General features: G+C 49.5%; 18 protein-coding genes. 6 read left to right on the plus strand and 12 right to left on the minus strand.

What is annotated here, in order from left to right; genetic code table 11:
* Positions 1-14: 14 nt before the first annotated feature.
* A complete protein-coding gene (locus tag GA520_RS19870) occupies positions 15-986 on the minus strand; it encodes a TRAP transporter substrate-binding protein (protein ID WP_370362807.1) in 972 nt (323 codons plus the stop codon).
* A 276-nt stretch (positions 987-1262) separates the two neighbouring features.
* On the opposite strand from GA520_RS19870, the gene GA520_RS19875 reads away from it, so the two are divergent.
* Positions 1263-4880 (plus strand): hydantoinase B/oxoprolinase family protein, encoded by a 3618-nt coding sequence (locus GA520_RS19875; protein ID WP_163337332.1) that lies wholly within the window; start codon positions 1263-1265, stop codon positions 4878-4880.
* 332 nt (positions 4881-5212) lie between these two features.
* The gene (locus GA520_RS19880; protein ID WP_163337333.1) at positions 5213-6190 is read left to right on the plus strand and encodes a malate dehydrogenase; all 978 of its coding nucleotides are present in this window, start codon (positions 5213-5215) and stop codon (positions 6188-6190) included.
* 78 nt (positions 6191-6268) lie between these two features.
* Here GA520_RS19880 and GA520_RS19885 read toward each other — a convergent pair whose 3' ends face one another.
* Both GA520_RS19885 and GA520_RS19890 read right to left on the minus strand, forming a co-directional pair.
* Complete coding sequence (locus GA520_RS19885; protein WP_163337334.1) at positions 6269-8011, minus strand: aldehyde ferredoxin oxidoreductase C-terminal domain-containing protein; 1743 nt, start codon at positions 8009-8011, stop codon at positions 6269-6271.
* Positions 8008-8430: a 4Fe-4S binding protein gene (locus GA520_RS19890; RefSeq protein WP_163337335.1), complete on the minus strand. Its 423-nt coding sequence runs from the start codon at positions 8428-8430 to the stop codon at positions 8008-8010. Before GA520_RS19890 ends, GA520_RS19885 begins: the two co-directional genes overlap by 4 nt.
* A 142-nt stretch (positions 8431-8572) precedes the next feature.
* Here GA520_RS19890 and GA520_RS19895 point away from each other — a divergent pair, with 142 nt between their 5' ends.
* A complete protein-coding gene (locus tag GA520_RS19895; RefSeq protein ID WP_163337336.1) occupies positions 8573-9127 on the plus strand; it encodes a hypothetical protein in 555 nt (184 codons plus the stop codon).
* A gap of 58 nt (positions 9128-9185) precedes the next feature.
* Here GA520_RS19895 and GA520_RS19900 read toward each other — a convergent pair whose 3' ends face one another.
* On the minus strand, positions 9186-11645 hold the full coding sequence (locus tag GA520_RS19900; protein ID WP_163337337.1) for a bacteriohemerythrin: 2460 nt from the start codon (positions 11643-11645) through the stop codon (positions 9186-9188).
* A 353-nt stretch (positions 11646-11998) separates the two neighbouring features.
* On the opposite strand from GA520_RS19900, the gene GA520_RS19905 reads away from it, so the two are divergent.
* The 3 genes from GA520_RS19905 (at position 11999) to GA520_RS19915 (ending at position 16036) form a co-directional block, all read left to right on the plus strand.
* The gene (locus tag GA520_RS19905; protein WP_163337338.1) at positions 11999-12859 is read left to right on the plus strand and encodes a hypothetical protein; all 861 of its coding nucleotides are present in this window, start codon (positions 11999-12001) and stop codon (positions 12857-12859) included.
* Positions 12860-13319: 460 nt separating this feature from the next.
* Complete coding sequence (locus tag GA520_RS19910) at positions 13320-14711, plus strand: FAD-binding oxidoreductase (protein ID WP_163337339.1); 1392 nt, start codon at positions 13320-13322, stop codon at positions 14709-14711.
* A 20-nt stretch (positions 14712-14731) separates the two neighbouring features.
* On the plus strand, positions 14732-16036 hold the full coding sequence (locus tag GA520_RS19915; RefSeq protein WP_163337340.1) for a (Fe-S)-binding protein: 1305 nt from the start codon (positions 14732-14734) through the stop codon (positions 16034-16036).
* A 189-nt stretch (positions 16037-16225) separates the two neighbouring features.
* Here GA520_RS19915 and acs read toward each other — a convergent pair whose 3' ends face one another.
* The 8 genes from acs to GA520_RS19955 form a co-directional block, all read right to left on the minus strand.
* On the minus strand, positions 16226-18262 hold the full coding sequence (gene acs, locus GA520_RS19920; protein ID WP_163337341.1) for an acetate--CoA ligase: 2037 nt from the start codon (positions 18260-18262) through the stop codon (positions 16226-16228).
* Positions 18263-18331: 69 nt separating this feature from the next.
* Complete coding sequence (locus GA520_RS19925) at positions 18332-19669, minus strand: OFA family MFS transporter (protein ID WP_163337342.1); 1338 nt, start codon at positions 19667-19669, stop codon at positions 18332-18334.
* A complete protein-coding gene (locus GA520_RS19930; RefSeq protein WP_163337343.1) occupies positions 19662-19871 on the minus strand; it encodes a hypothetical protein in 210 nt (69 codons plus the stop codon). The genes GA520_RS19925 and GA520_RS19930 overlap by 8 nt, the downstream gene beginning before the upstream one ends.
* Before the next feature lie 745 nt (positions 19872-20616).
* The gene (locus tag GA520_RS19935) at positions 20617-21234 is read right to left on the minus strand and encodes an HPP family protein (RefSeq protein WP_163337344.1); all 618 of its coding nucleotides are present in this window, start codon (positions 21232-21234) and stop codon (positions 20617-20619) included.
* A gap of 56 nt (positions 21235-21290) precedes the next feature.
* On the minus strand, positions 21291-22784 hold the full coding sequence (locus GA520_RS19940) for an ABC transporter ATP-binding protein (RefSeq protein WP_163337345.1): 1494 nt from the start codon (positions 22782-22784) through the stop codon (positions 21291-21293).
* 1 nt (position 22785) lies between these two features.
* On the minus strand, positions 22786-23265 hold the full coding sequence (gene gpt / locus GA520_RS19945) for a xanthine phosphoribosyltransferase (RefSeq protein WP_163337584.1): 480 nt from the start codon (positions 23263-23265) through the stop codon (positions 22786-22788).
* Positions 23266-23321: 56 nt separating this feature from the next.
* A complete protein-coding gene (locus GA520_RS19950; protein WP_163337346.1) occupies positions 23322-24239 on the minus strand; it encodes an ABC transporter permease in 918 nt (305 codons plus the stop codon).
* Positions 24236-25303, minus strand: a complete 1068-nt coding sequence (locus tag GA520_RS19955; protein ID WP_163337347.1) for an ABC transporter permease — start codon at positions 25301-25303, stop codon at positions 24236-24238. The genes GA520_RS19950 and GA520_RS19955 overlap by 4 nt, the downstream gene beginning before the upstream one ends.
* Between the last annotated feature and the right edge of the window lie 74 nt (positions 25304-25377).

The following is a 25377-nucleotide window of genomic DNA, read 5'->3' on the forward strand; positions in this document are numbered from 1 at the left end:
AGAAATCTCAACCTCTATTTATAATTGGAAAGAAGCGCTTCACCCTCAGCACCGGCAGCCTTCTTCCAGTCTCCCAGCATCTTCTCGCCGACAGCCTGCAGACCTGTCATCAACTCGGCAGCCGGGGTAACGATAATAACCCCATTATCAGCCATGATCTTGGTTTTTTCGGCGGTCTCTTTTTTACTCATATCCCAACCACGCGCCTCAGCATCGGCGGCCGCTTTCAGCAGGGCATCCTGTACGGGTTTATCGAGCTTACGAAACGCCTTCTTGGAAACCACGACAATATTCTTCGGGAGCCAGGCCTGGATATCGGTGTAATGAGTCACGAAATCCCATGCCTTTGAGTTAGCACCGGTTGAAGGAGAGGTGATCATCGCCTCTACACGACCGGTGGCAAATGCTTGAGGGATATCAGGCACCTCAACCTGGGTCGGCGCAGCACCGACATTATTGGCAAAAGTTTCCAGGGTCGCATTATAGGCCCTGAACTTAATGCCTTTCAGGTCATCCACAGTATTGATCTCTTTCTTGGTATAGAGCCCCTGGGGTGGCCATGGTACTGAAAACAACGGCATCAAGCCCTGCTTGTCGAGCAGTTTGGCTACAACTTCTTTCTGCGCTGCCCAGAGTTTTGCTGCATCATCGTAGTTGGTTGCCAGAAACGGCTGGGAATCGGCGCCAAAAACAGCATGCTCATTGGAGAGACGTGACAGGAAAAACTCACCGATAGGCACCTGCCCGCCACGGACCGCGTTCTTGATCTCCGGATGTTTGAACAGGGAGCCTGCTGAATGGATTTTGATCTTCAGTGCACCTTTGGTGGCTGCATCCACATCAGCGGCAAACTGACTGATATTCTGGGTGTGGAACGTTTTATCCGGGTAAGGGGTAGGCATATCCCAGGTTGTAGCCTGTGCATTACTGGCCACACCTATGGTCAGGACTGTACCAACCAGGGCCGACATCACTTTCTGCGACATTTTCATTGTTCTCTCCTCCAGGTAGCGGCAGACAAGATTTTTGATCCTGTCTGCCTTTTAGTTACTCCCTCTTCTACGATCTTCCTCTTTGACATCTTGAAATTACAATAATGCAAGATTTGCATTGACTTTTCAATGTGTACTTGCCATTCTTTCATATTATTGACATTTTGTCGATAAAAAATATTTTTAAACGACAATGTTGTAATTGTTTTTACTATTTTCAATAGATTTTCAAATATTTACGGATCTAATCTATTCACAAGGGGAATAGCAATGAAAAAATGGCAGATATGGATTGACCGGGGAGGCACCTTTACCGATATCGTAGCAAAACGTCCTGACGGCACCCTCACCAGCCACAAACTCCTCTCGGAAAACCCAGAGAATTACAAAGATGCGGCCATTCAGGGGATCCGTAACCTGCTTAAGCTATCCCCGAACGCCCCTCTTCCCGAGAACTGTATAGAACATGTGAAGATGGGTACCACCGTTGCGACCAATGCTTTGCTTGAAAGAAAAGGCGAACGCACCTTGCTGGCCATAACGAAAGGTTTCAAAGATGCGTTACGGATAGGTTACCAATCACGTCCTGATCTTTTCGCACGTCATATCGTCCTGCCGGAACTCCTCTATGAGCAGGTAGCCGAGATAGAAGAACGAGTCGGTGCCCACGGAGAACAGATAATTGAACTGAACGAGGAACAGGCTTATCGCAACCTAAAAAAAGGATACGACTCCGGGATTCGTTCAATTGCCATTGTCTTCATGCACGGTTATCGCTTTACCAAAAACGAGGAAAAGGTGGCGGAGATAGCAGCGGAAATTGGTTTTGAACAAATCTCTGTCAGCCACAAGGTCAGTCCGCTCATGAAACTGGTATCCAGGGGAGACACCACTGTAGTTGACGCCTACCTCTCCCCAATCCTGCGCCGCTATGTCAATCAGGTCGCCGAAAAACTCGAGGCCAAACAAGGGACAGGCCCCAGGCTGATGTTTATGCAATCGAACGGCGGACTCACCGATGCCGGCTATTTCCAGGGAAAGGATGCCATCCTTTCGGGTCCGGCCGGGGGAGTAGTCGGCATGACCAAGACCGCTGCCATGAGCGGTCTGACAAAACTTATCGGCTTCGACATGGGCGGTACCTCCACCGATGTGGCGCATTACGACGGAGAATACGAACGCAGCTTTGAAACACTTGTAGCCGGTGTCCGGATGCGCGCCCCCATGATGCACATACATACTGTCGCTGCAGGCGGAGGTTCCATCCTCAATTTTGACGGATCACGCTACCGGGTCGGCCCTGAATCCGCCGGTGCCAATCCAGGCCCTGCCAGTTACAGACGGGGTGGTCCGTTGACCGTTACCGACTGTAACGTAATGCTCGGCAAAATCCAGCCGGATCATTTTCCGAAGGTCTTCGGCCCTAACGCCGACCAGCCACTTGATAAAGATGTCGTTTGCACGGCGTTTACAGAACTTGCCGACAGAATCGCCCAATCAACAGGCGGAGAGGTACAACAACCGGAACAGGTAGCAGAAGGATTTTTGCGTATCGCTGTTGAGAATATGGCCAATGCCATCAAGAAAATCTCCGTACAGCGTGGTTATGACGTAACCGAATATACACTCAACTGTTTTGGCGGGGCCGGTGGCCAACATGCCTGCCTGGTAGCAGATGCCCTTGGCATGCAGAAGGTATTCCTGCACCCGTATGCGGGAGTATTGTCTGCCTATGGTATGGGGTTGGCCGATATCAGAGCCATGCGTGAAAAACAGATTGAGCAGCCTTTTGATGATAATGCTCCGGAACTGCTCCTGACAAACAGCAAACAACTTATTACTGAAACCAGAGAAGAGGTTGCCTCCCAGGGGGTAGAGAAAAAAAATATCTGCATACTGACCAAAGCGCATCTTCGTTACGAAGGAACCGACAGCCCCCTGCTGGTGGAAACGGGGACCGTCAGCGCCATGCGCCACGCTTTTGAAGCGGCCCACAAAAAAAGATTCGGGTTTATCGCTGAAGACAGGAACCTGGTGATAGAAGCTGTTTCTGTCGAAGCAGTCGGCATCAGTGAACCGCTTATTGATCCCGAACAAAGCGTAAAAACAGTCAAGCCAATACTGCAGATTGAGTCCACCACCATCTACAGCGGTGGAAAAGAACGGGATGCCCCCCTCTATCTCCGTGACGAAATGGCCCCAGGCCACAGTGTGACCGGCCCTGCTATCATCGTGGAAAAAACAGGAACGGTGATTGTTGAGGAAGGCTGGCGGGCCGAAATCAATTCACGCCAGCACCTGTTGTTATCCCGATACAAGGAGCGGGATAAGGTGGAAGCGATCGGCACCAGCGTGGATCCGGTGATGCTGGAAGTGTTCAATAACCTGTTTATGTCTATCGCCGAGCAGATGGGAGCGACCCTTGCCAACACTTCCTATTCCGTAAATATCAAGGAGCGGCTGGATTTCTCCTGCGCCATCTTCGATGCCAGGGGAAACCTGGTGGCCAATGCACCCCACGTCCCTGTCCATCTCGGATCCATGGGAGAATCGGTCAAAACTATCATCAGGGAAAACAGCACCACCATGAAGCCCGGCAATGTGTATATGCTGAACGCCCCCTACAACGGCGGCACCCACCTGCCGGATGTGACAGTGATAACTCCGGTATTTGCTGAAGATAAAGGAAATATTCTGTTTTACGTCGGCTCCCGTGGACACCATGCAGACATAGGTGGCCGGACTCCAGGCTCCTCACCGCCGGACAGCACGCATATTGAGGAAGAAGGAGTACTTATTGACAACTTCCTGCTTGTAGAAAACAACCTGTTGCGAGAACAGGAAACACGGGAGCTGCTGGGTTCTGGCAGATATCCCTGCCGCAACATCAACCAGAACATGGCGGACCTCTCTGCCCAGGTAGCTGCAAACGAAACAGGCGTTCGTGAATTGCGTAAAATGATCAACCACTTCGGCCTTAAGGTTGTACACGCCTACATGCAGCATGTGCAGGACAATGCCGAGGAGTCTGTCAGGCGAGTACTCGGTGCCTTACAGGACGGTTCGTTTGTGTATCCGATGGACGGCGGGGCCGAAATCAGGGTAGCAATTTCCGTTGATCGCAAAGAGCGAAAGGCGGTCATCGACTTCACCGGTACGTCCCCCCAGAATAAGGGGAACTACAATGCTCCGGCCTCCGTCTGCAAGGCGGCTGTTTTGTATGTATTCAGAACCCTGGTTGATGATAATATCCCCTTAAATGAAGGCTGCCTCAAACCTCTTGATATCAGGATCCCGGAAAACTCCATGATCAGCCCGACCTATCCCGCAGCCGTTATTTCCGGGAACACTGAGGTTTCCCAGGCAATCACCGACGCCCTGTATGGCGCACTTGATATCCTCGCCTCTTCACAGGGAACCATGAACAATTTTGTCTACGGCAACGAGACGCACCAGAATTACGAAACCATTTGCGGCGGCACCGGGGCGGGACCCAACCATAACGGCACCAGTGCTGTTCACAGCCATATGACCAATACCAGGATGACAGATCCGGAGGTTGTAGAGTGGCGCTTCCCCGTGCGTATCGAAGAGTTCTCTATCCGCAAAGGGTCCGGTGGAGATGGCAAATTCAAGGGTGGTGATGGCTCGGTGCGTACCATCCGCTTTCTTGAACAGATGACGGCCACAATCCTCTCATCCCACCGCGAAGTAGCACCATACGGATTAGCAGGAGGAGAAGACGGGTCACGTGGAAAAAACAGCGTTACTCGACATGACGGCACAACAGTCGAGGTGGCCGGAAACGATGAGATTACCATGAACCCAGGTGATCTTTTTATTATCAAGACTCCTGGCGGCGGTGGGTATGGATCAAAACAAACCTGATAATTATATATAAAGTCAAAATATTAGCAACATATTGACTTCTATAATCAATACAGCTGCCATTAGCTATTCATATTTTTTAACAGTCCGAAGCCCGCTTCGGACTGGATTCTCTGTGCACAACATGGTATGGTCTCTTGTCGAACCTGTAAACTCAGTTTCATAACCACAGGGTAACAACATTATTCCTGCTGTCATCCAAAGGACCTGACAACAGGATTACAACTGAGTACCAACAACGTAAGGACACTGTAGTTCCATTTTACCGACACCCTGGCCGAACCAGGTGTCCCAACCAAACAGTGTCCCTCATTTCACGGAGGAGCGAGCAGATGAAAACACCCGTACGTGTTGCGATTACCGGTGCAGCAGGACAGATTAGTTATTCCATTATTTTCCGTATTGCAGCAGGCGATATGCTGGGCAAGGACCAGCCTGTTATCATGCAGCTGCTGGAGATTCCACCTGCCATGGGCGCCCTTGAGGGTGTCGTTATGGAATTGAATGACTGCGCCTTCCCACTGGTAGCAGGAATCGTCGCTACAGACGATCCCAATGTCGCCTTCAAGGACACCGACTATGCCGTTCTCGTTGGAGCCCGCCCCCGTGGTCCCGGCATGGAACGTGCTGATCTGCTCGAGGCCAACGCCCAGATCTTCTCTGTACAGGGCAAGGCCTTAAATGACAACGCTTCAAAAGACGTAAAAGTCCTGGTTGTGGGCAACCCGGCTAACACCAACGCTCTCATTACCCTTAAGAATGCACCGGATCTGGATCCGCGCAACATCACCGCCATGATGCGCCTGGACCACAACCGTTCACTTTCGCAGATTGCGGAGAAAGTTGACTGTGCCACCACCGATATCGAAAATATGGTCGTATGGGGCAACCACTCGGCAACCCAGTACCCTGATATCAGTTATGCCACCGTTAAGGGTGAAGCCGTAAAGGATAAGGTTGATAACGACTGGTACGTGGAATACTTCATCCCCACCGTCCAGCAACGTGGTGCGGCGATCATCAAGGCACGCGGCGCTTCAAGTGCGGCTTCTGCAGCCTCGGCAGCAGTCGACCATATGCGAGACTGGGCACTTGGCACGGATGGCCAATGGGTCTCCATGGGTGTTTACTCTAAAGGCAACTCATACGGCATTGACGAAGACATCGTCTACTCCCGTCCTATCGTCTGTGAAGGCGGCGACTGGAAAGAAATTACAGGCCTTGAAGTCTCCGATTTCAGCCGTGAGATGATGAAGAAAACAGAAGAAGAACTTGTCGGCGAGCGCGATGCCATCGCCAGCATGTTATAGAATTAGTATATAGCACCACCCCATCAGAAAAACGGAGACTTTTACGGTCTCCGTTTTTTTTTGTGCCTGCACACTTCCCTACGCCTTGATCAAGGCCTCAATCCTCTCACCGTATTGCTGTTTCAGGCTATTAAGATAGCTGGAATCGACCGGCCCCTTCCAGGTCTTTACGGAATAAAATCTCCTGGGGATAGAGAAATTATCCGGCGTAAAACCGGTTCGCGCCCGAACCTGCCAACGCAGTTTACGGATATTCTCTGCCACCTGCCCGATACTCCCAGCCAGCTCATCATACCCCACACTTGCCAGACATTCTGCCAGTTGCTCGTCATTGTAGACTGAACGGGCAAACAGGCAGGAAACCATAGAGGTAAGGAAAACCCTTCCCGGCTCATCATTGATCAGGAAATCAACAGCGGAGTCAACATCCTTTTCTGCATGTTTCTGGTCGTAGCTGTACGCCCCGGTATCAAGATGCGAATGTCTGAAACCAAGGGTCTGGGCGGCAAAATAGAGTTCGCCGGTTGCATACCCCGCCATCTCCTGACCAAGTACACAGGCAAAATCACTCCCCCCCCAAACCTCTGCAGCCTTGAGGGTCCCCTTACCAAGCACCCTGTAAAAGTCATTTGCGCCACGCCCCAGATACTCGACAGCCTGCTGGAACTGAAGCACATTGCCGAACGCCAGGGGTACAATTGTCTGTTCTTCGCTGACAAGCCCTCTTTCAAAAGCCTCAGTGGCCCAAGCTAAGGCAACACCGGCAGACATGGCATCAAGCCCCACTTTTTCGATCTCGTCAAGAATTCGCAGCACCCCGAAAGTATCGGTCACCCCCAGCATTGTGCCTGCGGCAAATATCGGTTCATAGTCATAGGCCACCTGATGGTAATGATAGCGGTTGTCCTGTTCCATTTTTTCCCGGATATACCCAATGTGTATACAGCCCACCGGGCAGCCTCCGCACGCGCCGTTCCGGAGTAGAGTCTCATCGGCAAAAGAGCTTCCGGTAATAGCACTGATACGTGGATCTGATGTACTCTGCAGGTTATTCCACGGCAGGGATTCTATATCATTGAGTCCCTGCAGGTTCACGGCGGTGCCGAGATTGTGATATTTCTTCATCATATCGGTGGCCGTGACCTTCGCATACACCTCCTTATAGACACGGTCATATGCACGCCCTGTGGGCAAATCGAAATCCGCCTCACCGCAGACCACGATTCCCTTGAGATTTTTCACCCCCATAGTAGCCCCACCGCCCATCCTGCCAAAATGCCTGTATGTATCGACATTGATGCAGGCCATGGACGAACCGATCTCGCCCGAAGGACCGATACGCAGAATAGAGCGATGCCCTGATCCTCCCTTAAAAATGCGCCGCAGTATCTTGCCGCTGTTATCGACATTCATCCCTCGCATAAAGGAAACGTCTTTTAGCTCAAGATGCCGATAGCCAATATTGAGACAGGAAAGCCTCCCGGCCTTGCCGGTAATAACGACTGCATCCAAATCACTGAACTTCATGGCCAGAGCCATTCGCCCTCCACCGTGGCTTTCGGTGTACTCTCCGTGATAAGACGATTTAAAACTGCAGACGGTCTTACTCATCAAGGGGAAATAACCGGTAAGAGGACCGATGGCAAAAATCAGCGGCTGGGACTCATCATCCCAAGGTTTTTCAGGGGCACCATAGCGCAGATAAAGGTCGGCGGCGAGACCACTGCCCCCGGCCAGTTCATTGCGCCCTTGGTGCATTACGATTTCACCGGTCGCAGAGGACAGGTCGAAAACAAGCACCCGAAACTGATTGCGGATCATAACAGCACCTCCTTAATATCCTTGCTTTCCCTCATCTCAAGACAATCCTGAGGGCAGAATGGAACACACCTCCCGCAATGTATGCAGACATAAGCCCCTCCGCTTTCCCCCTGCACGATGGCATGTACCGGACATGCACCGACACACTCACCACAACGGATACACATCTTCCTGCGCATCACCACCCCGCCTCCCTGACGCTGTCGCATCGCACCGGTCGGGCAGGCCGCTGCACAGGGCGCCGGATCACAGGCCAGACAGCGAACGGCCACAAAGCCAGTGGACAATCCTCCCGAAGATTTTATGCGGATACCTGCCGTATTCCACGACAACCTCCGCTGGACAAGCCGGGCACAGGCCATGGAACAGGAATGGCAGCCGATACACTGATCCATTCGCGGTGTTGTTAGCTGCTTCATACAACCCCCTTTATATTGAAGTTATAAATAATAGTTTCATAGCTGACATGAATATCTTATGTAACCATTTTAATGAATATATTTTTTTCCCCTCAAGAGATATTATTCCCGATAAACAAAACGACTCAGACCAACTATCACCATGCGATTACTTGCCGTATCCGACATTTTTGGCAGAACACGCCATCTTGAAAATCTGGTTGAATGTCTAACCAGTACGTATGAATGCACCGATCTGCTTGATCCTTACGGAGGTGCCCGTCTCGATTTTCGAAATGAACAGGAGGCATACGCCTATTTCCAGGTCAACATCGGGTTGGCCAAGTACCGGGACATACTCCTTGGCTATCTTCAGAATACAGAACATACGGAATTCCATCTCCTCGGTTTCAGCATTGGTGCCTCAGCTATCTGGCTCGTGTCCGAGATGTTGAATTTTCATGAAAACACAAGGGCAACCTGTTTCTACAGCTCCCAGATCCGAAATTTTTTAAAGGTTCAACCTCGGCTCAAAATCGACCTGTATTTCCCAGAAAATGAACCTGCATTTGAGGTGAACACAATAATGAAGAAGCTTCTGCGAACCCCAAACCTACAATGCCACCAAACTGACTACCATCACGGGTTCATGAACAAACTATCCGTCAATTACCACAAGGAGGCTTATCACCGCTATATCCAGATTCTAAAAAACTAAAGGCCGCCGGGTAACAGCATCCCTGACGGCCCCTCAAAACGCTTACAGCCGTTTTCCGCTACAACTGTTTATCCTTGAAAAAGGAGACATATTCTTTATCCTTCTTCATAATATGATTCTTGAGCCAATCTGCCAGAAAACCCATCAGATCCATGGACAGACCTGCGCGACCGCTCTTGAAATCATCACGGAACGCATTTACTTTATGAACCAGATCCACATGAATTTTCTTGTGCGCGCCGGTTTCCGGATATTTGTAGCGATCAAAGAGTTCCTCTTCAAAACCGAAATGATATTCGGTGTACCTGGCTAACTCGTCAAGTATCCTGCCCGATTCCGCCGCCCCCTTTTTCTGCTTCATCGCCCGGTGCAACTCATTTATCAACCGTACCAGTTCTTTATGCTGTTCATCGATTTGATCTAAACCAGTCTCAAGGCGCGAGTTCCAGGGAAAAAGTTCACGTATATTCCGGTCATCTACAACCGTCTGGCCGCCCCGGCTATTTTTAACCGACACCTTAAAAACAGATATCATCGATTTCAACTGGGATGACAGATCAGAAAGGCTTTCCGCGCTTTGACGCATGGAGGCACTATGTTCCGACATATCGTTGGCAACCCCGGCCACCACCTGGATCTCTTCCGCGATGTGGGATGAAACATTCGAGCTCTGGGCAACATTCTCATTTACCTCAGAAATACCGTGGGAAGCCTGCTCGATATTCTGAGCCACTTCAGTGGCTTGATTGGACTGTTCGGTCATGGAGGAGGCAATCGATGACATAATTGAGTCGACATCTTCAATCACCTTGGCAATAAGCCCAACCTCATTAACCGTATCATCGGTTGATTGCTGAATACCTTCAATCCTGCCCTTTATCTGCTGTGTAGCCTGTTGGGTCTGGTGAGCCAATTCCTTGATCTCACCGGCAACAACCGCAAAGCCTTTGCCCGCATCTCCTGCCCGTGCAGCCTCAATCGTGGCATTTAAAGCGAGCAGGTTTGTCTGATCTGCAATCTCCGTAATGACTTCACTGACATTGGATATCTCCCGCGCTGCCTCACCTAGTTGACTTACTTTTTCAGTGGCCATTCGCACCTGATCCGTGGCCGAGTGTGAGACCCCCTGTGCCCGGTCGCACTCGGCAACAACATCATCGAGCGCCTCTCTCATGCTCGCTGCCGCCTGGGCCACAAATCCAATATTCGTAGAGGCCTGTTCACTGGCTGCCGCCACTGAGGACATGCTCATATTCATATCCTCACTGGCCTTATTGACCGCCGTTGCTTTTGCTTTAAGATCCTCTGATTCATCCTGCATCTGCTCTGACGCAGACAGGACCTCAAAAGATGAAGAGGTCACTGTTTCCGAATTGGATCCGATGTCCACAATAATATCATTAAGTTTGGCGACAAAAGTATCGAACCACTTCGCCAACATACCGATTTCATCAATTCTTTTGAGATTAAGCCGTCTGGTCAGATCGCCTTCACCCTCGGCGGTATCTCGCAATTCGTTCGTAATATTCAGAATGGGTCGAATCACCATGATCCTGAGCATGAGCGCGACAGCAATAATCACACCCACGCAACAGATGACACCTACTATCAGAACTACCAAACTGGTCCCTGATTTCACCTTTAAAGCCGATTCCGCCAGAATCTTAGCAGTTTCATCCATGGCTCCCTGATTCTGCTCCACCACCGTGGTCAGGTCCTTTTTCATCAGGCCAAGGACCTTCTCAGACTCCGCACCGATAATTTTGCGTACCGATTCTTCATTATTCTGCTTTAGACTTTCAAAGCGGGCATCCAACGCCTCGATTTCACGAGCCACAGCATTTTTTGAAACACCGACTACAATGGTACCGATTGGCAGGTTATAGTATTCAACGACACTCTCATAGATCATAACCCGAGGGTCGTTTTTACCAGATTGCAGTACAGCTGCAGCCTGCTCCTCTACCTCCAGGTCTTCTGCACCGCTTTTTTCCAGATATCCAAGAACCTGATCGTCTATAATATTGACATAACTGGGAAGAATCTTCTTATCCTGGTCGAGGAAGAATAGGAAAACAATATCTTTGGTCTGGGAAACAAGTCGGCTGTAGTCAACAAGCTGGTCGTAGTTCTTGGCCATAATACCTTCCTGGGCCACTTCCGCCAAAACCGCTGTGATCACTTCAGCACTGGACACCAGCAACTTTTCCATGCCACCGCGTACCTTCTCTCCTTCAGCCGACAGAGACTGGGTGGTCACTTTTGTCAAACTTTCACCGGTGGCCTTACCCAGCCCCGTCATTTGTTCACTGACGCTCCCTTCAAGGGAGTTGAACTGTCCCTGGATGCTTTGGCCGGATTCTTTCAACTGCGCATGAACGTTTTGTCCCATTTCCTCAAGGAGTCCACCCTGTTTATCAAGTATGGAATATCCAAGCACCGCAAAGGAAATCAACATGATACCAACCAAGACAACCAACATTTTAGCACTGAGTCGCTTTTCAAAGAATCGTAACATTTCATTCATTCGGCAAAAGTTGATAATACGAAAAAAGCCACACCTGCCTAGGCCTCATTTCTCCCCCCTCTGTCAAAAAGAGTATCGCAAGATCTATATAGGTTCAAGGTTAGTAGTGCAATTTCTCGTCATTACAATTAATAAGCGAATACACTTCCCCCCCAAAAAAAGCCTTAAAACACCCTCCTGTACCATCTCACATTTGCTTCCTGTTTCCTGTAAATCTATTCTTTAAGGGCACTTACACGAATAATCGAAATATACTGTAGTCTCTTTAACCGTAATCGGTTATTTTAGAAGGTTACCTCTGCCCCCAAAACTGACTTGGTGATAACATTACAGCGGACCTTTTTATGAATGATAAGAAGATATTAGTTCAAACTAAAACTATTAACAAATATCTTTCTACAGATAATCCCTTTGTCAAACAGGCTGTTGGTAAAATTGCTTCAGCAGTTCAGGCGGCAGCGACACACGCCATCCAGACAGTTCAACAGGACCGGGAAAATATATCCGATACCACCGATTACCTGGACGGCGTTCTCACGGACCAACTTGGCGTCTCCCTGGTCGAAGAAATTCAGGACATTTCTTCTCTTGGTCAGGAACTTGAGGATTTTTTTGACAAGACCGTCTTCCGACAGGCCTTTCCCGATTCTTTTGAAGAAATTGAAGATAAACTGGAACAGGTTCGGATCCGTGAAGAAATCCTGCAAAACAAGGAAGCCGAGCTTGAAGCTATCATCAAGGAAAAGGTTGCCGAGGCCGAAAAGAAAGTCAAACTGAGTGCCACCACGAGTAAGGGACTGTTTGAGAGCGCCCTGCAGAAAGCGGATAAGGTTATTGACCAGAACAAGATTACCCGATTTGTCTGTTCGACCATCTCACGTTTCCAGGATGAGTTCGAACAACTTCAGAAAACCCGTGATGTAGAGCATGTTACAAAAATTTTCCAGGATACCATCGAACCGTTCCAGCTCACCAAGGTCGTGGCGGATAAAGAAGGTAAATTGACCAAAATTATCATCAACTCCTTTACCGAAGACTGTTATCAGGACCTCTTCTTTTTCTTCTACCGTTATTACAATGAGCTGATGGATATTTATGAAGGAGAGGGGGAACTCCCCTCCACCGCAGAAGAGTTAGCCAGGATCTTTAAAAAGAAGAAGAAAGGTGCCGAGCAGATTATTGCCCAGATGCACGCCAGGAAGTGACAGCTCTAAACTCCTATTTATCATAATGGGTGCGCCCATTCCCCCTCTATTCCCCTTCTATCCCCCCCCATCGCCCCTTTGCTTTGATGTTTTTGTCAGCATGCCCTACCAGTAACATTGGTAGTACCAATTAAGAAACCATTCACCCGCCATCTTAATCTACACGTTCAATACTATTATAATCACAGATAAAAAGGGTGTTGCTATTCAACCAGGAAAATTTCCCAACACATTTTTCATTGACAACACAATTGGTATCTCCTAATATTGGTACGACCTTTTAAGGGTTGCATCATGTTTTTGCAGTAGTAAAAAGAAATCAAGTTTCTAAAATGTCTGCACGGTCGCATCGCGACAGTTCTCCCACAAATAACTAGAGCTTGGCAGGCTATAAGTGAAATACCACGTGAGTTGATGGCTTCCATCACCGACTATTTCAGCCAATGGAGTGAAAACAGCAATGAAAAAGAGCATTATCGACGAGTTGGTCTCAATCTTCGGCCAGGAGAACGTCCTTACAGATCGCGAGGACATGATCGCCTACAGCTACGACGCCGCACCGGTGGAAATCGAACCGGAAGCTGTCGTTTTTCCAACCACTACCGAACAGGTTAGCCAGTTGATGAAACTGGCCTACCGTGAAGAAATTCCGGTTACCCCGAGGGGACAGGGAAGTGGCCTTTCCGGCGGATCCATTCCGCTGAAACAGGGGATCGTACTCTGCATGGATCGCATGAATAACGTGATCGAATTCGATCCGGCCAACAGACTCATCACTGTTGAAGCTGGCCTTACCACTGCCGATATCGACCCCATTGTTTCAGAAGCCAATCTCTTCTATCCGCCGGATCCAGGCTCCGTCGCATTTTCCACCATCGGTGGAAATGTTGCTGAGAATGCAGGTGGACTGCGTGGTCTCAAGTATGGTGTAACAAAAGATTATGTCAAGATGTTGAAAGTTGTCATGCCGCAAGGCGATATCGTCACTCTCGGCTCTAAATGCGTTAAACACGTTGCCGGATTCAACTCAGAGTTAATGTTTGTGGGGAGCGAAGGACTGCTTGGCGTCATGACTGAGGTAACCCTTGCCCTGCTGCCGATCCCTCAGCATCGTGAGTCCGCACTGGCCATTTTCAACAGCCTCGATGGCGCTGCCCAGGCCGTTTCCGATATTATTGCTGCCGGTGTAACCCCTTCTACCATGGAATTCATGGATAATGCCACCATCAACGCTGTTCAGGACTTCAAGGATTGTGGTCTTCCGCGTGATGCAGAAGCCGTACTACTGATCGAAACCGACGGGGAAGAAAACTCCTCCAAGGCGGAAATGAAGATCGTCCAGGAGCAGGTTGCCAAAAATGACTTGCGTGAATTCCAACTGGCGACCACAACCGATGAACGTGATGCCCTGTTTGCAGGACGTCGTGTCGCCCTCAACGCACTCGCTTCCGTCAAGCCAAACCTGATCCTTGAAGATGCAACTGTAAAACGTTCCGTTCTCCCTGAGATGGTCCGCGGTATCATTGCTATCGCCAAGAAGCATGATATACAGGTTGGTATCTTCGGTCACGCCGGAGACGGCAACCTGCACCCGACCTTCCTTATCGACCAGGCAGACAAGGAAGAGATGGCACGCTGTCACAAGGCTGTAGATGAACTGTTCCAACTGGCTATCGACCTGGATGGCACCATTTCCGGTGAGCATGGAATCGGCCTTGAGAAAAAGCCGTACCTTGAAAACCAGATCGGTGCTTCTGGAATTAAACTGCTACAGGACCTCAAACGGATGTTCGATCCTAAAAACCTTCTCAATCCGGGCAAGATGTTCGACATGCCTGCTGAGTCAGCCTGAGAAGGAGTTGAAGATTACCTATGAATGCACATATATCACAGAAAGAACTCGCAGAACAGCATCTGCTTGAAGCGGCAAAAGAGTTCCAGAAATGTATGCAGTGTGGTAAATGCCGCAGTGTCTGCCCTGTTTTCAAGGAATTCGGAAACGAACTGTACGTAGCCCGCGGCAAGAACAAGCTCGCTGAAAAACTGGTTTCCGGTGATTTACAGATCACCAAGAAAGTAGAGAGCGCCATAAACGAATGCCTTAACTGTAAAACCTGTTCTACTAACTGCCCGGCCGGCGTAAGCCCGGAACACGTGGTACTCCGTTTACGCTGGTACATTACAACCCAGAAGGGTCTTCACTTCTTTAAGGCACTTATCTTCCGCCAGCTGCTTTGGCGCAAGTGGCCTATCACCCTTGGCTGCTCAATCGTGGCCCTGGCTCAAAGAGTACTGTTCGGTATCGGCCCCAAAAACCCGGTTCGTTATCTCTTCCCGCTTTTCGGTTTTGCCAAACGGCGTAACTTTCCGCAGCTTGCCCTGCGCAGCGCCCAGTCTATACTCCCGGAAGTGAACCCAGCCAAAAATGGTCCACGTAAAATGCGTATCGGCTATTTCACCGGTTGTGCGGGTAATCTTATCTACACCAACGTTGCCAAATCTGTGGTGGATGTACTCACCGCTTACGGGCATGAGGTTGTTATACCAAAAAAGCAGAAATGTAACGGCACCCCTGTTCTGTCCAACGGTGACTATGAAGGTGCCAGACGATTGATGCAGCATAACTTCGACCTGTTCCGTCAGTACGATCTGGACGCCATCGTAGTGGCCTGCTCATCATGCGGCATGTCACTGAAAAAAGAGATCAAGGTCTTTATCGATGACAGCCCGGAATTGCAGGAATTCACCGGCAAGGTATACGATATTAATGAATTTATTGAACAGAATCTTGAGATCAAGCCGGAACAGCTTGGTCGTCTGCCGTACAAGGTAACCTATCACGACCCATGTCACATGGTTCGTGGACAGGGTATCAAGGACCAACCTAGAGAGCTGCTTAAGATGATTCCCGGTGTGGAATTTACCGAGATGAAAAACGCAGACACCTGCTGCGGCTCCGCCGGAAGTTACTGTATCACCCATTATGAGACCTCGATCAAAATAAATGATCACAAAATCAAGGATATACAAGATGCCAATGTCGACATGGTTGCCACCGGTTGCCCGACCTGTGTCATGCATATCTCAGACAATCTGGCCCAGCATGATTCAAAAGAAAATGTAAAATTCGTTGTTGAACTGCTGGCGGATTCCCTGCGGGCTGCCAAAACAATATAACCCTCGTTTTCCATACAAGAAATGGGGTCAGACCTAAGGTCTGACCCCGGAAAAATCAGTACAACACTTCTTCATCGGCGGGAGCGCTCAATGCCCCCCCGGTTTTACATAAAAACAGAAAAGCGGATACCCACGTGGGCATCCGCTTTCCTGTTTTCAGTGGTTAGTTAATTAGGGTGGACGGCCTAATTATCCTTGTACCATCTTCTGAATTTCTTCTACAATCTCCGGATTCGCGAGCGTCATCACGTTACCCACATCACCATTATTGGAGATTGCACCGAGCACCCTTCTCATCAATTTACCTGAGCGGGTCTTCGGCATATCCGGAACGATCCAGACATTTTTACATTTGGCGATCTTACCGATCTGGAAGGTAATGGCATCAGCAACCTTCTGCTGCAGCTCCGGTGATGATTCGTAACCCGGTTTAAGGGATACATAGAGCTCCGGCTCCTTACCTTTAATTTCATGGTTAACCGGTACAACTGCGGCTTCCGCCACCTCAGGTACCGTAAGTGCCGCCGACTCAATCTCCTTTGTTCCGAGACGATGCCCTGAAACATTGATGACGTCATCGATACGACCGAGGACACGTACATAGCCATCCTCAGCGAGAACAGCAGCATCACCTGTCATGTACGGCCAGTCACGCCAGTCTTTCGACTCACGATTCTTATTGTACATACCGAAATAGCTTTCAACAAAGCGCTCCCTGTCGCCCCATACCGTCATCATCATGCCCGGCCACGGGTTCGCGATACAAATGTTTCCTGCCTTACCACAACCCGGTTCAAGAACCGCACCTTCCTCATCAAACACCACCGGATGGATTCCAGGCACACCCGGCCCGGCACTACCCGGCTTCATGGGTTGCATACCCGGCACGGTACTACAGAGGAAACCACCCGTCTCTGTCTGCCAGTAGGTATCGACAATGGCCGCCTGTCCTTGACCAACGACGTTGTAATACCACTTCCAGACCTCAGGCTCAATCGGCTCACCAACTGTGGTCATATGCTTGAACTTGTAGTTGTACTTAGCTGGCTCATCCGGCCCGACTTTACGCAAGGCACGAATTGCAGTCGGTGCCGTATGGAAGATATTTACATCGAGTTCCTGGGCAATCCTCCATGAACGTCCAGCATCCGGATAGGTAGGTACACCTTCATAGATTACAGAGGAAGCACACAACGCAAGCGGTCCGTAAACGATAAAGGAGTGACCGGTAATCCAGCCAATATCCGCCATACACCAGTATACATCCTCAGGATGAATATCCTGAATATACTTGGACATTGCGGTTACATACGACAGATAACCACCGGTACCGTGCAGACAACCCTTGGGTTTGCCTGTTGTACCACTTGTGTACATCATGAACAGTCCCTCTTCAGCCAGCATCTCTTCCGGCTCTACCCGGGCACCATAATACTTCTTGAGTTCATCGTTTACCACGACGTCGCGGCCTTCTACCAGTGCTGAAGGGCTTGACATCTTACCGGGATAGCGCTGCCATACTAGTAAGGTATCAACTTCCTGACCGGCGTCTTTGGCCAGTTGACACGCTTCATCGTCTACTGCCTTATGATCCAGCAGATTTCCTGCCCTGTAGTACGAATCCATGGTGATCAGGACGCGGCTATTAGAATCTACAACCCTGTCTGCACAGGCACTTGCCGAAAATCCACCAAAAACAACCGAATGAATGACTCCAATGCGGGCACAGGCCAGCATGGTAATCGGCAGTTCTGCTGACATTGGCATATGGATGGTAACCCTGTCGCCACGCTTTAATTTTGCGGTATCACGCAACAGTGCAGCAAATTCGTTAACACGGACGTAGAGTTCTTGATAGGTGATATGAGAAACTCTCTCACCTTCCGGCTCAGCAACAAAATGAATGGCGGTTTTATTCTTGTTCTTATCAAGATGACGGTCGATACAATTATAACTGGCATTCAGCTTACCGCCTTTAAACCACTTGAAACTCGGTGCATCACTGGTGTCAAGTACTTCATCCCATTTCTTGTACCAGGTCAACAGATCTGCAAACTCTGTGTAGTAGTCAGGAAAATTATCAAGTGAAAATCTTTCAAAGATAGATTTATCCGTAAGGTTTGCCTGGGCAATAAACTCTTCCGACGGATGATACAACTCTTCTTCTTTCCAATGGACGGCAATTTGCGCTTCAGAAGTTTCTACTACTTTTGTTTCGTCGCTCATCAAGTAGCTCCTTTTTCAGAGATAATATTAGAGTACTTACCCCACCCCAAAATGGGAAATCATTATGACCTACACATTCACACGCTCAACTTCCGGATCACTGTGATATTGAGAGTAACTTGGCTTTGTAAGGATTTTAGCCAGGATAACGCCTGCAATGAGTAGTGCACCAGAGAGATAGAACGCATTGTTCAGACTACCGGTTACATCCTGAATCCAACCGCCGAGCCTGGCTACAAACACACCAAAACCCCAACCCATAAAGACGATACCATAATTCATACCAAGGTTCTTCGGCCCGAAAAAGTCGCCTACGAAAGAAGGCATAAGGGCCAGACCACCACCGTACTGCCAGTATGCGATTCCTACCACGAGGAACAGCAGGGCTACGTTTTTACTGGCGATAACCATCGGCAGTGAAAACATACACAGAGCAGAGACACTGCAATTCAGCATGTATGCATTGGTTCTACCAATCTTATCTGAGTAGAAACCGGTACCGACACGGCCCGTGGCATTTACAAGCCCGCCGAAACAGACGAGGATCCAGGCGTTAGCAAAGAAGAACGGAATGTCCTTTGCTGTCACTGAAAGAATACCTTTTGCAGAACTAATGATCAGAAGACCTGACTGGGTGGTGAGAATGAACATGAATACCAGTGCCCAACACTGCCAGGTTTTCATCATCATACCTGTTTCCCAGTTGTTGACTTTCACCGGACCTGTACCCGCTTTTATTTCTGCTGCTGTAGCCACGGTTCCCGGAGGTACATAACCTTCTTCCGGAGTCTTCAACAGCTGACCAGCTATAAGTACTACGACACAGAAAAATGATCCCAGACCTATAAAACTTCCGGTTACACCATACTTATCAATGAGGAACTGGCCCAGATAACCAATATAAAGCGCAGCACCACCGTAACCACCAACTACCAGACCGGCAACGAGCCCACGTTTTTTCGGGCCAAACCATTTGAGTGCCGCAGGTGTCGGAGCAGCATAGCCGATACCCATACCCATACCACCGAGGATACCGAAACCAATCAGCAGGCCAGTGTAGCTTTTCATCAAGCCAGCAATAATACAGCCGACAGCCAGTAACAGACCACCGACCGTTGCACCGAACTTCGGGCTGATTTTATCCTGAATTTTACCGCCGGGGATCATAAATACGGCGAAAATGATAACACACAGGGTAAATGGCGTTGCCGCCTGTGCGTTGGTCAAATAGGTCCAGCCGGCATTCATCGAATCTGCCGGAAACATTTGACCTGCTTTATCGACATTAACAAGTGCTGATTTCCAGATACTCCAGGCATAGAGTATACCCAGACATAGATTTATAGAGGTTCCTGCAAATGTAGTGACCCACGCTTGGGTAGGCTCTTTTTGTATCGATTCAGTCATCTGGATCTCCTATGAGTGAATATTTGCGTACTTTGATCCGCTTAATCTGCCGAATAGTATTTATGTTTGCGGCCTGCCTTCCTTCCGCCACGCGCCCACAGGTACTGCTCCCGTTCTTTCCTCCCTTGTCGTTAAGATTAGCTGCGATGCACCACTCATTCGCCGCATCGCCACATGTTTTACCAAGGCTTTTCTTCTGCACTCAGCACACCTGACTTCGCTTTTAGCTTTCTCTTCCTGATTTTACTCTTCTTTCACCAGCCGCCATCACGTTTTAGAAACTCGGTTTCTACTGATAAACCACAGTTCTCCATCAGCTCACCTATTCGCCTCTCTATTTCTTGCTTGAAGTGACTTCTTCTTTCAAACCTGGCAACCAGATCTGCTGCATATCAATCTCGTTATGCAGTGTTTTACATTTATTGGAAGTAATAAGATTTAATCGAAAACCCTTCACAGAAACATGTATTTTTGTCAACATACGCTCCTTGAAAACATTTCCAATTCAGCCCCCATCGCAACGTGAAATACACTTTTGCGAATTTGAGTCAGCGTCTCTATTTCGCTAGCATCAATTTTATTTAACAAATGAATCACGATAATTCAAGTAAAAATTTTGTGCATTTTTGCCTTTTCATATCTGAGAATGCTTATCATCTTACTAAAATAACACAATTATCTTCTTTTTGGAAACCTGGTTTCTATACTGTTTTCCGTTTGTTAGAAATTTATGACAACTAAAACGATTGAAAGTTACATGGAGGGCATGACTAAAGGAGAAACAAAGATGTAGTAAAACCTCTTAAAACCATAATAACATTTTGAAGTGACATGATTAACACTGTTACCGAATGAGCAAAACCTCTTCCCGTCTCCAATGTACTACAATGTGCAACCTATGGTAATAACCGGACAATCTGAAAAGTATCAAAAAAAATGATTTTCCATCATCCCCAGAGATTCAACCGAGGATTTTCGGCAAACCCCCGAAGTATATCGCCTCTGGTAACGACACCGACCAAACGGGTATCGTCTCTGAGCACGGGCATTGCATCTACATGATAGTAGGCCATAACATGGGCAACTCGCCTAATATCGCTCCTGGAATCGGTGGTGATCGTCTCTTTCGGTACGACTTCAGCGACAGTCATCCCGGCATCCATGTCTACTACATCATCAACAACCTTTATTCTCCTGAGAATGTCACGGTCTGCCAGTAAGCCTGCAACCTCCTGCCTGTCAGAAACAACGACAAGTTGTCGAATTCCTTCTTCTTTCAACCGTAGCCAGGCCTCCATGAGGGGAGCATCGCTGCGAATGGTGGCCGCCGGTGAACCCATAATCTGGTAGATATGCACCAGTGGCTCGAGCATGCTCTTCTTCTCTATGGCCTGCCGGTAGGCAGCAATCCCCTCAGGAGGTTGTCTGTTCTCAGGAAACGGAAAAGGCTCTTCCCCTTCCATAATGGGAGTTACCGGAGAACGACGATCCACTCTCTTCTGCTTTTCAAGGGCTTCCATCGGTCCCTTGAAACGCTGTCCGTCAAGATCGTAGATGTAGAACATAGTTACCTCCCCGGCTTAGAGTACCCGGATATAAAAGGTACAAGAGTAGAGTAGTATCAGACTTCCAGACCCGCCATCATACCAGGAATAGCAGCGACTTTATCCTGATCATTCCGTGAGAAGCAATCCACCAGCCGGCCTCCGAACATCACACCTATCCTGTCTGAAAGAGCAAGGGCCTCGGAAAGATCTCCTGTTACCAATAAGATACCAGCCTGTTCGCGTGCTTTCAATAACAGGTTCCACACATCTTCAGCCGCTGAGATATCAAGCCCCTGAGTCGGCTGTTCGGCCACAATGAGTCTGGGGCGCCGGTAGAATTCACGGGCCAGGACCATTTTCTGGAGGTTGCCACCGGACAATTGCCAGGCTAACGCATCCAGGTTGGGCGGACGTATATCAAATTCATTGATAAGGTATTCGGCCTTCATCCTGGCAGCCTCTTTCTGCAACCAAGGCCCTTTGGTAAAACCGCCCCTGGTCGTTAAAAGGAAATTATCAAGCAAGTCGAGCCCCTGGCAGGTTGCAAGCCCCTGCCTGTCCTCTGGAATGTAGCTAAGCGCCAGATTCCAGGTTCGGGATCTAAAAAATTTCCGCCATTCAAGGCCAAGAATTTTTACTGTCCCCTTGGGTGGTTTATGTAGACCGCAGACCGATTCAACCAACGGCTTCTGACCATTTCCTGCCACCCCGACCAGGCCAAGGATTTCCCCCTGCCGCAACTCCAGGTCAACAGATTTCAACCGTTTTTCACTCAGTCTCTCAATTTTAAGGACAATCTGGCGTGGTTCCATCGGCTGTCGATCCACCTCAAGTAACACCTGCCTGCCAACCATCCGTTCGGCAAGCTCAACGGTGGAGGACACCTCGGAGGTGGAAACCTGGTCGATAACCTCACCACGACGTAATATGGCGATTGAATCCGCTACCGCCATAACCTCTTCAAGTTTATGGCTGATAAAGACTATGGACTTGCCCTCTTTCACCATAAGACGCATGGTGGCAAAGAGGGTTTGCGCCTCAGCCGGAGTCAGCACTGCTGTCGGTTCATCGAAAATCAGAAAATTGGATTTCCTGTGCAGTAGTTTCAGGATTTCAACTTGCTGCTTCTCGCCCATCGACAGCTCACGGATTTTCGCGGCAGGGTCTATCTGCATATTGTACTTCTCTGCCAGTTCCCGGACCTGTTGTTGCACTGCTGCGGCTTTCAAGAAGAAGCTACCCTTTTGCCCAAGAAAGACATTCTCGGCAACGGTCATGGCCTCCACCAGCTTGAAATGCTGGTAAACCATGCCAATTCCAGCCATTATAGCCTGTTCTGTCGATCCAAATACCGTCTTTGTCTTACCAATATAGATGGCACCGGAGGTGGGTTGGAGCTGTCCGGCCAGTATCGACATAAGCGTAGACTTTCCGGCTCCGTTTTCACCTAGCAGCGCGAGCACCTTACCCGGCACAATCGAAAGGCTCACATCCTTATTGGCCTGCACATCGCCAAACGACTTGGATATTTTCTCAAGTCGAATCTGCGCAAGTCCGGGCTGCTCCATGCTACCGCTCCCTGCCAGCAATGGGAGTCACGAACGTTGACTCGGTATCCCATGGAAAAAGTATCCAGGTATCCTGGCTTACCTCGGTAATGTAGGTATCCACCAGAGGTCTGCCTGCCGGTTTTGCATAAACCGTGGCGAAATGGGCCTGGGGTACCATTTCACGAACGATTTTGGCGGTCCGACCGGTATCCACGAGGTCATCTATCAGCAGCCACCCCTCACCGTTGCCGTCGAACTGTTTGAGCATCTCCGCATCCCCCTTCTTGTCTTTCCAGTCGTAACTGGAGATACAGATAGTATCAACCAGGTGGATATCGAGTTCCCGGGCAATGATGGCAGCGGGCACCATCCCACCACGGGTGATGGCGATTATCCCCTTGAAATAATCATGCCCTAGTAACCGCCAGGCCAGGGCCTTTGAATCACGGTGAAGCTGCTCCCATGATATGGGATAGGTCTTTTTATACTGTTCGTTCATCATAAAGAGTCCTCGTCCATAACGGCCCAGCCGGATCGGCGAGCCACTTTTCCAGACTATTCAGTTGGTTCCACATTAACACCGAGCGCCGCAGGTTCTTCCGTCGCCCCCTTCCACCATGAAGAGAATACTAATACAATTATAGTCAGAGTATAGGGCAGCATCAACAGCAGTGAAGACGGAAGTGCGGTGCCCGAAGCCTGCATCCGCAACTGCATAGCCATGATGCCTCCAAAAAGATAGGCCCCGAAAACAGCACGGCCGGGTCTCCAGAAGGCAAAAATAACCAGCGCCACAGCAATCCAGCCGCGGCCACCAGTCAGGCTGTTCGTCCAGAGGTGGGTATAGGCAAGTGAAAGATACGCCCCGCCCAAACCCATGAAAAAACCACCGACCAGGATACCCACCCAACGGTAGGCCTGAACATTTAATCCAGCAGCAGTTGCAGCCTCAGGGTACTCCCCTGCCGCACGCAAGCCGAGGCCATATCGGGTATTGTTAAAAAAGTACCACATGAGCGGAGGAATAATATAGGTGATATACACCAGTGGATCCTGGTTGAAAAACACCGGACCCACCACAGGAATTTCTGAGAGCACGGGAAAAGGCATGGGACCAAAACCCGGCGCAGATTGTCCCACCAGGGACGTCCCCAGATAGTTGGCAAGACCCGTACCGAGAATAGTGAGGGCCAGCCCTGATACGACCTGGTTGCCCTGAAACCAGAGACAGACAATTCCATGAATTGAAACCGCAAGCGTGCCGGAAAGCCCAGCCACAACGAAAGCGACAGACGGGTTGCCGGTAACCTTTGCAACCACAAAGCCTGTGAGCGCGCCGACTATCATCGCGCCTTCCACCCCAAGATTGAGCACCCCCGACTTTTCGGTAAAAATCTCTCCCAGTGTCGCATACAGAATTGGGGTACCCGATTGAACAGCGGCGGCAAGAAGAGGAATGAGAATCTCGATCATGACAAAGTCCTCACCTTTTCAACTCTATAAACAGTAAACAAGCCGCCAGCCAGTACACTGAGCAAAATCAACCCCTCGATTATGCCGCCAAATGCGGCCGGGACCTGGAGGTCGAGTTGTAAATTTTCCACCCCGACCCGCAATCCGGCAAGTAGGAAAGATGCAATACCGATAGACAGAGGGTTAAGCCTGGCGAGCCAGGCCACGACGATGGCAGTATAGCCATACCCGACCATGATAGAAGGTTGCAGCCGGTTGATGGTGGCAGAGGCCTCAAGGAAACCTGCCCAGCCTGCCAGCCCGCCGCTCAACACCATCACTAATACCACCAGTTTATCATAAGGGAGCCCGGCATACCTTGCAGCACGAACCGAATCCCCACTGGCCTTTAATTCAAAACCAACGGTGGTAAAACGGAAAAATACCCAGACCAGCAAACCAAGAACAACACAGTGCAGCAATCCCCAGTTTACACTGGTGGAGCCGATTTTACCGACAATGGCTGCTTCGGGAAAGGTTGGGGTCATGGGAAAGCCGAAACTGGTCGGATCCTTCCACACCCCGAAAACCAGGTAGTCAAGAAAGAGGATGGCGATGTAGTTCATCATCAGGGTAACGATGATCTCGTTGGTTTTCAACTTCTGCCTGAGAAGAGCGGGGATCATGCCCCAGGCACCACCTGCTGCCACCGCCATAATAATCATGGCAGGCATCAGTAACCATGCAGGCCATTCCGGAAACGAGAGTGCAGCCCAGGTAGCCCCCATTGCACCGAAAGCAAATTGTCCTTCTGCCCCAATATTCCACACCTGCAACCGAAAGGCGATAGCAACACCGAGCGAGCAGAGAAAAATAGGAATACCCTTTATCAGGCTGTCCTCAATGGCCCAGCGGGATCCGAATGCCCCCTGGAACAGGGTCAAAACCCCTTCAACAGGAGAAGTCCCCCGCAGAGCAAGCAAAATACCGCTCAGCACCAGCGAAAAGGCAATGGCCGCAAATAAAACAAGACAGGAGCGCCACCCGAGCGGCTCCTGTCTTTTAACTATCCGTAGACGGATCATGGAACGCGTCAATCGTATTGTAATATAATTTTAAAGTACCATATGTACACGATCCCGGGGTATACGCCGGAATC

Origin of the sequence: Desulfopila sp. IMCC35008, from assembly GCF_010646885.2 — a bacterium.
Taxonomy (GTDB): Bacteria; Desulfobacterota; Desulfobulbia; order Desulfobulbales; family Desulfocapsaceae; genus Desulfopila.